This is a genomic window from Mycolicibacterium celeriflavum (genome assembly GCF_010731795.1).
In the GTDB taxonomy this organism is placed as follows: Bacteria; Actinomycetota; Actinomycetes; order Mycobacteriales; family Mycobacteriaceae; genus Mycobacterium; species Mycobacterium celeriflavum.
Genome location: NZ_AP022591.1, coordinates 738,654 through 751,189 on the forward strand (window position 1 = coordinate 738,654; position 12,536 = coordinate 751,189).

Here is a 12,536-nt window from a genome sequence, read left to right on the forward strand (position 1 = left end):
ATCCTGTTGTAACTCGAATCTGTAACGCCGCGGCAATTCCCTCGCCGGCCGTTGAACCCGGCGCGTATTGCCAAAAGTCGACTCCAAATAGTCTAGGCCGCGTTGAGTTCCCTGAATCGAGCAAGGGCCGAGCCGCGCTGGTCGGCGTCGAAGGTCTCGACACGGCTGATCTCATCACCATCGAATAGGACGACTATGACGAGCGGAAGCTCAATCGGCGCCCCCTCGGTTGACGTCCCCTTCACGACAACGTAGGACACGACGCCCAAAGCGGAGTGCGAGAGGATCTCGGCCGGCTCAAGCCAGAGATCAGGAACGAGTGAAGCCAACATACGGATAGACGAGATGTAGTCGGCGATCGTATCCGCGCCGACTGCCAGCTGTCGGTGTCCGACATACGCTGCGCCAGCGCTGAGCATTGCGAACGTATCCCAGTCATGTTGGTTAGCAATGTCGACGAGCAGCCGACGGTGTGCCTCGATGATTTCGGGATGCTCGACCACGCCGGAAGCGACCCAGCGAGCGGTGAGCTCAGTCATCGCGCCGTTGATATCGTCGGGGTCGAAAACTACGAAGCGGGTCATCAATCCGTCATCGGTCACTTCGGCAAGAACCAACGTCTCCACGGCGATCGGGCGCTCGACCTCGCTGTGATCGCGAAAAACCACGCGGCACAACGCCAGGCGAGGTTCCCTGATAGCGACTGGCTCAACCTCCGCCTGCCAACTCGTAGCCGCCTCAAAGAACAAGGTGCGCGCGAAGTCCGGCTTGATCGTGCCCTCGTCGCGCAGCCCTTTGCGCCGGTCTTCGTACCGTCCGTCTGCAGCGACAACCGCTAGATAGGTGTCAAGGTCGCGGCGGTTGAAAGCAGCCATCGCACGTGCGAGAACTCGCGTTGCTGCATTCTCGAGTTGAGGCGCTGATGCACTGAGCGCATCGAAGCGGACGAGCGCCGTATCGAGGTCGGCTTCGCCGAACAGATTGCAGCGATTCGTGTCGCCTTTGAGCGTCAGGAGGGCAATCATCCGCCATTCGGCATAGAAGCCTTCCTGCGAAGTTCCGTAGGCCGCGTGTGTGACGACTGCGCCGAAGTGGTTCAACCGGTGGACGCACTCGACGTACTGCGTGGTGTTCGGTGCGACATCCCATCCCGAACGGATGTACGCGGCGAGGTCGCCTTCGGAGAAGGTTTCGCGCACCCTGTGGTCGATGGTCACCCAGTTCGACAATGGCGGGACCTCTTGCCCATTGAACATCGCGTAGGTGTCCGCGAAGCCCGACCACACCTGCGCGTACTCGGCCGCCTCGCCGGCGAGGTAGCGGGCGTCGAGTTCCGCCAACGCGGCGCCGATGTCATCGAGGTCGAAGTTGACTATGTCGCCAACCAACTCGTCATCGCTGACTTCCACGACTGACATGAGCTCTACGGTGATCGGTCGGTCGGCTTCTGCGGTGTCACGGTAGGTCTGCCGGATCAGTGCGAGGTTTGAGCCTCTCACCGCGAGAGGAGCAATGTCCGTCCGCCAGCTCTCGGGCACTTCGAACAGTGCATCCGCTGCTTTCCGGCGCTCTATCCCGGCGTGGCGGGCACCCAAGCCCTTCCGGCGGTCGTCAACTCGTCCGTTTGGAGAAGTCGCATCAAAGAATGCGCGTCGGTCGCGACGATTGAACGCATCTACTGCGCGCGCCCACGCCCTTACCGCCGTGTTATCGAGTTGTCCCGTCGGCCGGCTGAGTTCGTCGAACCGGGCGAGCGCGGCGTCGATGTCGGCCGCATCGAACAGTTCGGCACGGTTGACCAATTCGCCGTCGACCGTCACGAGACAGAGCTCGCGCCATTCGACCTCGAACCCCTGCTGCGAAGAGCCGTTTGAAATCTGTGTGAAGACGGCCCCCCGGTCGCTGAGCCGATGCACGTCCTCGATGTAGACGGTGATGTCGGGAGTGATGTCCCACGATGAATGGATGTATGCGGCCAGGTCACCGGGCTCGAATGATGCCCCTCGACGGTGATCGATGGTCACCCAGTCGGGTGTCGCCGAGGGGAACTCGTGACGGTTGAACGCTGCGTAGTTCCGCGCGATGAGTGACCATGTGCGTGCATGAGCGGTGGCTTCGACTGCGGCATAGCGGTTGTCGAGCTCTTGGAAGGCAGCATCGACGTCGTCAGGGTCGAAAACAACGTGTGTCGATACCTTGTTGTTGGTGTCGATTTCGAAGACAAAGAGTATGTCCGTGGGGAAACCCTCGGGCGCTTGATCGCCGCCCGTGTAGAGCGCGCGCTTGAGGACAAGCCGCTCGCCGCGAGTCGCAATAATTTCCGACGTCACGTTCGACATCCCGAAGTCGACTAACGCCTGGCTATTTGTTATCACGGCGTCTCGACCTTGTTGGACAAACCCCCCTATCACTCGACGCCGATCGTCCGTTGAAATGTCGTCGGCGAATATCTGTGTTAGCGCCTCCCATCTACGGGTGGCCCAGTACTCAAAGCAACGGTCGGACACTCGGCTCGCCGCGTTTTCGAGCTGCGGCATCGGCTGACTGAGCTCGTCAAAGCGGGCAAGTGCGGCTTCGAGATCGTCCTCGTCAAAGACTTCACCTCGGTTGATGCAGTCGCCCTCGAACATCATGATGCTGATTTCTCGCCACTCGACGCCGAAGCCTTCTTGCGAGGTTCCATACGCCACATAAGTAAAGACAATTCCCAAGTCGCTCAAACGATGAACAGCCTCGATGTAGGTACTGGCATGCGGTGTGACTTCCCAGCCAGCACTGAGGTAGGCGGGCAGATCGCCGGCTTGGGCCGTGGCGAGATGCCGATGGTCAATGTGTATCCAATCGGGTGATGTTGGAGGAACTTTGTGCTGGTTCAACCCGGCGAAAACCCTTACCGTGGCAGACCACGTCTGAGCGTGGGCGGCGGCCTCGCCGGCGAGGTATCGGGCATCGAGCTCCTGGAAGGCAGCATCGACGTCGTCAGGGTCGAAAACGACGCACGCTGTGAACTTATCGTCGGCGTCGATCTCGATGAGCTGAAGGACATCAAGTTGAGCTGCCTCCGGGTCGTGGGCCGAGGCGCGAAAATAGTTGAGTGCGAGCCGTCCGCCGCGGGTCCCAATAACGGTGAACGATAGATTCGCCCACAACCCGACGTCGACGACCGCGCGGATGTCTTCGATCGCGCTATTGCGACCGTGTCGCATCCCAGAGTTCACAGTTCGACGGCGATCGTCCTGGGAATAGCCGGCGGCGAACAGGTTGGCCATCGAGCCCCACTCGTGGGCCGCGAAGTGCGCCAGGAAGCGCTCCCCTACCCGGCTTGCCGCGTTTTCCAGCTTCGGCGTCCGCGGTTGCAACTCTTCGAACCTCGCGAGCGCGGCGTCGAGGTCATCCTCGTCGAAAAGCTCCACTCTGTCGATCAACTCGCCATCTACGGTGACTAGGGTCAGTACTCGCCATTCGCCGCTGAATCCGGCTTGGGAGGTTCCTATTGATGCCCGCGTGACCACCGCACCACGGTGGTTCAACCGATGCACGGTCTCGACGTAGTTGCGAATGTCGGGCACGAGATCCCAGGAAGCGCGAACGTACGCGTACAGATCACCGGGCGCGTGCGTGGTCACGTGGCGGTTGTCGATATTGACCCAGTTACGCGTAGTTGGCGGCAGCTCGTGCCGATTGAACCCAGCGAAGGCCTTGGCGAGGAACGACCATGTGGAGGCGTACTCGGCCGCATCGCCTGCGAGATACCGAGCGTCGAGTTCCTCGAATGCGGCGTCGATGTCGTCGAGGTCGAACGCGACGCTTGCGACGACCCGGTTATCGGCGTTGATCTCGACGATGCATAGGACTTCGGTGCGGAACGCCGCCTCTGGTCCTTGATCGCGACTCGAGTAGAAGCGGGCACGCATGAGGATGAGACGTTCCCCACGAGTTGCAATCACTGTTGGTGTCACGCTCGCGGGCCAAAGGTCGGCGATCGCCTGCATGTCTGCGATCGTGGATTCTTGACCGTGTTGGACGCCCGCGCCCACAAGCCGACGACGATCGTCATTGGAAAAGTCGGCAACCAACATCTCTGCCATCGCATCCCAGTCGCGAGCCGCGAATCGTTCCAGATAGCGTCTGGCAACTATGCTTGCCGCGTTCTCCAGCCGCGGCGCCCTGACGAGTTCGTCGAACCTTGCGAGGGCGGCATCGAGGTCTGCCTCCTCGAAGACTTCAATGCGGTTGATCAAATCGCCGTCGATGGTGAGAAGGACAGCGTCCCGCCACTCGGCGTCGAAGCCGTCGTGTGTAGTGCCACGCACCACTTGGGCGAAGACAGTTCCGAGATCGCTCAACCGATGCACTGCCTCGATGTAGACATTCATGGCCGGCGCGACCTCCCACGTCGCACGGATGTAGGACGCCATGTGGCCGGGTTCGAACGCCGGACCGCGACGGTGATCGACGTTGACCCAGTCCGGTGTCGTTGTTGGGGGCTCGCCCCGATTGAACGCCGCGATGTTTCGGGCGACGACTGACCAGGTGTGCGCGTGGGCTGCCGCTTCGCCTGCGACGAAACGGGCTTCGAGCTCAACGAAGGCGGCGCCGATGTCATCGGGATCGAACGTGACGATCGCTGCGATTCGCCCCTCCGCGTCGGTCTCGGCTATCTGTAGGGTATCGACGCGGAACGCCCCCGCTCGATCGTCATAGGGCGCTCCGCCACGGCTGAGGGCGAGGCGATCCCCGCGGATCGCGATATCAATTGCCGTGAAAACGGGGACCCCGAGGTCGGCGGCCGCCCGCAAGTCCTGCACCGCGGAGTCCCGACCATGTCGGATGCCTGCGTTCACGACTCGCCGGCGATCCTCGTTGTAGAGGTCTTCTGTCAGCATTTCGGCAGCCGCGTCCCAGTCACGCGTCGCGAAAGATGACCGGTAGCGCTCACACACTCGGCTTGCCGTGTTCTCCGGTCGCGGTGCCGGCCTGGTTACCTGGTCGAACCGCGCGAGCGCCGCGTCGAGGTCCGTTTCATCGAAGAATTCACCGCAGCTGATCAGGTCGGCTTTGAAGGTCAGAAGGTGAATGTACCGCCACTCGGCGTCGAATCCCTCTTGCGAGGCGCCGTGGCCGGCGGCTGTGATGACCGCGCCGAGCTTGCTCAGCCGGTGCACCGCTTCGATGTGAACTTTGGTGTCCGGCGCGACATTCCATACAGCTCGGATGTACGGGATCATGTCGCCAGACGCGAAAGATATCCCGCGACGGTGGTCGATGTTCACCCAATCTGGCGTCGTTGGGCTTACCTGGTGACGGTTGAATGCTGCATAGGCCCGTGCGGTGAGTGACCACGTATCCGCGTGAGCCACCGCTTCGCCTGCCAGGTACCTGGCATCGAGTTCTTCCACGGCAGAATCGATGTCGTCGGGATTGAAAGAGACGAACGAGACGATCCGCTCGTCGGCGTCGGTCTCGACGACGCTGAGTGTCTCTGTGAGGAACGCCTCGGACGCTTGATCGCCTAACGAGTAGCCGATGCGAACAAGGACGAGGCGCTCGCCGCGGGTCGCAATGACGGTCGATGTGATGTTCGTGATCGAGAGCTCGGCAATAGCCCGCATGTCTGCAATTTGGACATCTCGGCCGTGTCTGACACCTGCGCCCACCACCGGACGACGATCGTCATTTGAAAAGTCATCGGCCAGAACCCAGGCCAATGCGATCCAGTCTCCAGCTGCAAAGTTCGTACGAAAGCGTTCTTCCGCACGGCTTGCCGCATTCTCCAGCCGCGGTGCCGGTCGACTGAGCTCATCGAATCTCGCGAGTGCAGCGCCGACTTCAGCCTCTTCGAATAGCTCGCAGTGGTTGATGAGCTCGCCCTCGATCGTCAGAAGTTCTTCCACCCGCCATTCGGCGTCGAAGCCCTCGTGCGACGTCTTCGCGGCGTGGGTGAATACCGCTCCGAAATCACTCAGCCGATGCACAGCCTCGATGTAGTTATTGAGGTCCGGAGACACATGCCATCCGGCCCGGATGTATGCGGTCAGATCGCCGGGTGCGAACGCTGTCGCCCGCCGGTGGTCGATACTCACATAGTCTGGCGTTGTCGCGGGAAGTTGGCGCCGGTTGAGTGCGGCATTGGCCCGCACGATGATCGACCACGTGTGCGCGTGGGCCGCCGCGTCGCCTGCGAGATACCGACGATCGAGCTCCGTGAAGGCCGCGTCGATATCGTCGGCATCGAATGCGATGGCCGCCGTGATCTTTTCATTCGCGTTGACCTCACCAACCCCGATTAACTCCGTGACAAACGCCTCGGACCCTTGATCGCGGAACGCGAAGCGGACACGACTGAGGACGAGGTACTCGCCGCGGGTCGCGACGACAGTCGATGTGACGCTCGCGATCGAGAGATCGGCAAAAGCTTGCATGTCTGAAATCTGAGCAGCTAGACCATGTCGGACACCGGCGCCCACGACCCGACGACGATCGTCTTGGAGGAAGTCGTCGGCCACTAAGTCTGATATGGCGTCCCAGTCGCCGGCTGCGAGTTGCACGAAGTAGCGCTCGCCTACTCGACTTGCCGCGTTTTCCAGCTGGAGAGCTCGCCGGCCGAGTTCGTCGAACCTCGCGAGAGCGGCGTCGAGGTCGGCCTCGTCGAACATTTCGGTGTGGCTGACCACGTCCCCGTCGAACATCAGCAAGACGACTTCCCGCCATTCGGCGTCGAAACCCTCGTGCGAGGTTCCGTATGCCGCGTGGGTCACGACCGCCCCGAGGTTGCTAAGCCGATGCACAGCCTCGACATGAATCTTCATGTCGGGAGCAACATCCCACGTCGCAAGGATGTACTCAGCCATCTCGCCGGGCGGGAATGCTCGACCATGCCGGTGGTCGATCGTCACCCAATCCGACGCTGTCGGCGGCAGCTCATGTCGGTTGAGTCTGGCGTAGCCGAACGCCACGAGCGACCATGTATGCGCATGGGCAGCCGCTTCGCCTGCGAGATAACGGCGATCGAGCTCCTCGAAGGCGGCGTCCATGTCGTCGAGATCGAACACGATGTGGGCCGCGATCCGCTCGTCGGCGTCTACGTCGAGTATGTCTAGAGCCTCGACGTGGAACGCCTCCGGTTGCTCGCCGGCCGAGGATCGCATGCAACAGAGGACGAGGCGCTCCCCGCGGGTCGCGATGGCGGTCGAAGTTATGGCTTCGGTCCCCACGTCCGCGATAGCCCGCAAGTCAGCGATTTCGGCATCGCGACCACGTCGAATTCCGGCGTTCACGACCCGCCGACGATCGTCGGTCGAAAAGTCATCGGCCAGCATCTCCGCCATGGCGTCCCAGTCGCGGGTAGCGAAGTGCTCTATGTAGCGATCGCGCACTCGGCTTGCCGCGTTCTCCAGCCGCGGCGCCGACCGAGCTAGTTCCTCGAACCTCGCGATCGCAGCGTCGACGTCGGCCTCGTCGAAGATCTCACAACGGCTCACAAGGTTGCCGTCGACCACGATGACGTTGATCATTCGCCACTCGGCGTCGAATCCCTCCCTTGAGGTTCCTGCACCCACATGGGTGGAAACCGCGCCGAGGTCGGTCAGCCGATGCACGGCCTCCAGGTACGTGCTGATGTTCGCGAGCCCGTTCAACGTTTCGCGGAGGTAGGTGACTAACTCGCCTGACTCGATCATTGCGAGTTGGCGGTGGTCGACATTCACCGCGTCCGGGACGGTCGCGGCGACTTCGCCGCGATTGGCTGCGGCATACCCCTTCGCGATAGCCGACCATGTGTTCGCGTACGGTGCCGCTTCGCCGGCGAGGTAGCAGGCGTCGAGCTCCTCGACCGCGGCCTCGAAGTCGTCGAGGTCGAACACGATGTGGGCCACGATCCGCTCGTCAGTGTCTACCTCAACGATCCGGAGTAGCTCGGTGCGGTACGCATCGGGGCCCTTGTCCCGGCCCAAGAAGAGGTTGCGAACGAGGGCGAGGCGTTCTCCGCGGATCGCAAGGACGACTGACGTGACACTCTCAGTGCCGAGGTCACCGATCGTCTTCGCCTCAGTGAGCAACTTGGCGCGGCCATGGTGCTCGGAGTGGAGCCCGCTGCGTCGGTCTTCAATCCGAATGTCGTCGGCGACCACGGAACCGAATTCGTCCCAGCGCCTTTGGGCGCAGAGCTCGTATAGCCGAGCCTCGCTCCGGCTCGCGCTATTCTCGAGTACCGGTCGTGGGCTGTGCTTTCCGAGCCGAGCATAAGTGGCGTCGAGTTCAGCCATGGCGGCGTCGATGTCTTCGACGTCGAACACGACTTGCAGTGCGACCCGACCCTCCTCGTCGAGCCCGACGACTTGGAGCATTTCGTCCTGTGGCGCCCCGGAACTCAGGTCGGCAGTGCCGACCTTCAGCCGCGTGAGGGCAAGGCGTTCGCCGCGCACCGCGATGGGAACGAACCGGTATCGCACCATGCCCGTTTTCAGGAAGTGGCTCATCTGGTACGAGTACTCGCCAGATGGAAGGTCCGTTTGCGGATAGCCGACAATCTTCCGATGACTCTCGGCTGAGACGTGCGATGCAAACAGCTGCTCTGCCTCGTCCCAGGCCTCGCGGGCGGCCGCATCATTCAGCCTTGCGAGCGTCCGTACGCAAGTGTTGGCCGGCTCAACGTCCGGGGCTTCGGCTGAAGTTGAGGCAATTGGGACTTCGGCGCCAGTGTAGCGGCGTGCCTTCTCGGCAAGCGCCGCAGCGCCTTTCTGTTCGTACAGGTCAACCGCGTTTTCAGCGGCCGCTTTCGCGCCAACAATGTCGCCCACGGCGGTCAAGACCGTCGCCAGCGCCAAGCACGCATCGCCGTGATCGACCAACGCATCGGTGCGCCCGGCCATCGCGACCGCTTCCTCGGCCACCCGGCGCGCCTCATTGTGATCGCATTGACGTGCCAACAGCTGCGCTCGGACGGTGCGCCACGTGATCGACGCCTTCAACGCATGGCCAGCGAGACGCTCACTCTCCGCACACAATTCGTCGGCATCGGCGTCCCGATCCAACGCCAGACACGCTCGCGCCAACAACGCCGCCGTCTCAGCCGTGTCTGCGTCGAGCCCCATCCGACGAAAACCGTTGTAGGCCCGACGCAACGGCGTTTCGGCGGCCGCCGGATCGTCGGCGACCAGCTCGACGATTCCGGCGAACTGGTCAACCTCGAGCAACGCATGCCGCATCCCGAGTTCAGTGAGCGACCGTCTCGCAGAATCGATCAACTGACGACCCGCGGCGGCACGACCGCGAAAGGCGTCCAGCACCCCCTGGCACCTCGTCGACGTCGCCTCCACCACCGGAGACCCTGTTGTGATGCGAAGCAGCCGAACGACATCGAGACACCGCCCGCCCGCCCGCGGAACCGGGTTCGGGCCCCACAACGCCGCAAGTGGGGCGTTCGCCAGCACGGCATTGACCAGGCGGTGTTCACGCGCACGCCGCGCCGCAGTCAGAGCCTGGTCCAGGGCGGTCTCGCAATCGCCGACTCGCCCGAGCCGGCCCAGGCACCCGGCCCGCACCGTGTGCGCCTTGGCCTCCCCCGCCGCATCGTCCAATTCGGCGAGCTTCTCTGCCGCCGTTGCCACGGCGGATTCGATCTCATCCAAACGCTCGGGATCAGTGAGCATCGACAACTGGCCATCGAAACACGTACCCCAGGCGGCCAGCCGGACGGAATCGCTCGCTGCCTCCTGCAATTGCGACACCGCGCCCGTCGCCGAAACCACATCGCCGGCTGCGAGCAGCGCCTCGCAGCGCGCGATCAGCAGATCGTCGCGGTCGGGCAACTCATCATCGAGTTCCTCGAGCGCATGCAGCGCCTTGTCGTAGAGGTCGCCCGCGCCCTCGTAGGCCAACCGTGCCATCGCCTGGTCGGCGGCACGGCGGCAGTAATCGACGGCCTTGGCGGCGTTTCCCGCCCACGCACATTCGAAGTAGTGGTGCGCAAGTTCGGCCAGCAGTTCGTCGTCGTCGCCAGAATCGCTCTCCAGTGTCACGGCGATGCGCTGATGCAGCCGCATGCGACGCACGGATGCGAGCTCGGCCATCAGCGACTGCCGCACCAGGGCGTGGTTGAACCGGTAGTGACCGCCCGGTTCTTCGATGACGATGCCGGCCTTACACGCTTCGTCGAAAGCATCGACAAGGTCCTGGTCGAGCACCCGCTCGACCAGCTCGAGCGCGAATCGGCTGCCGATGACCGCTGCGGCTGCCAGTGCCTTGTTCGTCTCCGGTGAGAGTCGAGACAGCCTGCGGCTCACCGCTTCCCGAACGCCCTGCGGAAGCGTGCTCGGATCCCACCGGCCGCCGCTCTCATCGACATGGCGCAGCGCCTCAATGAGGAAGAACGGATTGCCGCCAGTGACCGACGCCAACGCTCGGGCGAGTTCTTCGTCGTCATAACCCGCCTCGGCGACATATGCGCTCACGTCGACCTCATCGAGGCCGCTGAGCTGAAGGCGACTGGCGGAGCCGTCGCGGTGAAGATCGGCGAGCATCGCCGCCAGAGGGTGCGACCGGTCCAGGTCGGTACTTCGGTATGTGCCGAGGATCTGCACACGGGCGTGCTCGCCGAAGCGCAGAAGATGGCGCAGCAACAGCAGGGTTGGTTTGGCCGCCCAATGAAGATCGTCGAGAATCACGACGACGGGTGCGGTCGTGGACGCCAGCGCCAGCAGCGCGACGACGGCGTCGAAAAGTGCGTAGCGTTCGGTGTCCGGGTCGGCGCGCGCACGCGCGGCCAGGTCGGGTAGCACGTCGACCAACCCGGGAACCAACGGCAGCAGTGCTTCCACGCCGCGCAATCCCCTCAGCCGGCCGGAACTGAGGCAGGGCATCAGCGAACGCAGTGCCTCGGTGAACGGCTGATACGGCGCCCCGAGATCCTCGTCGCAGCGGCCGTACAGGACGACGGCGCCGTGCTCGTAGGCAAGCCGCGACCACTCGCCCGCCAGCCGGGTCTTGCCCACGCCCGGTTCGCCGGCGATCAGCACCGCGCGCGTGCCGGCGGCCTCTGAGGTCTGCCACGCGGCGAAGAGTCCTTCGAGCTCGCGGCCGCGTCCGACGAAGGGCCCGGCGCCGGTGAGGGCTGCGGGCACGGGCGGTCGTTCCATCGGCACTTCGCTCGACGGCGCGGCCGCATCATCGTCGGCGGTCATCAATCGGAGCTCGAAGACGTGCTCCGGCCGCGCCAGATTGCGCAACTGGCGCATCCCGAGATCGGCCAACACGACATCGTCGGACAACGAGTCGATGACGAGTTCGGCTGTCGCGCCCGAGCACAGAATCTGGCCGCCGGTCGCCAGCGACCGGAGCCGGGCGGCGCGATTGACCGCCCGACCGAAGTAGTCACCGTCGCGCAACTCCACTTCTCCGGTGTGTAATGCCACGCGGATGCGTATCGGTTCTTGCAACGCCCACGGCTCGTGTCGGATCGCTTCTTGCAGTTCGATGGCGGCGGCGGACGCCGCTGACGGCCGGTCGAAAACCGAGAAGGTGGCATCGCCCTCGCCGCGCGTCTTGACGAGTCGACCTCCGCGAGAAGTAACCACCTGTTCGACCAACTCGTCGTGTCGGGCCAGTGCCAGCGCCATCGCGTCGGGATCTGCCTCCCATGCTGCGGTCGATCCCTCGATGTCGGTGAGTAGAAACGTGACAGCGCGGGTCACGGTCTGAAGATGTTGTGACACAGGACTTTCCAGGGTCCGGTCTTGAGCGACGATAGCTGCGTCGAGCCGGCGAAGGTCGGGTCCGGGGTCAACACCAAGCTCTTCAGCGAGCACCGACCGTGCCCGCTGATAGGCGCCGAGGGCTTCGCCTTGCCTGCCGGCGCGGTAAAGCGCGAGCATCAGGTGGCCCCAACGCCTCTCGCGCAGGGGCGCGTCGGCGACCGCGGCTTCGAGCTCGCCGATGATCTCGGCGGCACGGCCTGTTGCAAGCAGTGCGTCGGCCCGGTCCTCGACCAGGGCGGCATGGCTTTCGATCCAGCGTGTCTTCTCCGACGACCCGCGTGTGCCGTCCGGCAGCTCAGGGACACCGCGCCAGAGCGCCAGCGCTTCGTCGAAGTGGGCTACCGCCTGGCCCGCATCACCGGCAGCCAGTGCGTCGCGACCCAGCTTCGCGGCCGCCTTGTAACGAATGGCGTCGACTTCGGTGGTGCGCAGACTCCACCCCGTGCCTTCCGTCAGCACGAAGCCGTCCCCGAGGGCGCGTCGCAGAGCGGAGATGTGGGTCTGCAGCGCCTTGGTGGCGGTGCGCGGTGGATCGTCGCCCCAGAGCAGTTCGACGAGCGTCGCTGCCGACACCACCGAATCGCCGTGCAGGCCGAGCACGGTGAGGATCGCCCGAGGCTTGGCGCCCGGGATGGTGACCGGCAGACCGTACTGCCGGACCTGGAGAGGCCCCAGAACGCCCAGCTCCACCTGTTGAAGCGTAATCACATATGGATCGTCTGACGGCCGATTCAACATGCGGTCAAGGGCGGGTAAAGACGCGTTGAGCTGGGTCATTGCGGT

1 protein-coding gene is annotated in these 12,536 nt (G+C 63.6%); it reads right to left on the minus strand.

Features of this window, described 5'->3' with window-relative positions; genetic code table 11:
- Positions 1-92: 92 nt before the first annotated feature.
- Positions 93-12,443 carry a BTAD domain-containing putative transcriptional regulator gene (locus G6N18_RS03490; protein WP_234806176.1) on the minus strand — a complete coding sequence of 4,117 codons (12,351 nt, stop codon included), beginning with the start codon at positions 12,441-12,443 and terminating at the stop codon, positions 93-95.
- Between the last annotated feature and the right edge of the window lie 93 nt (positions 12,444-12,536).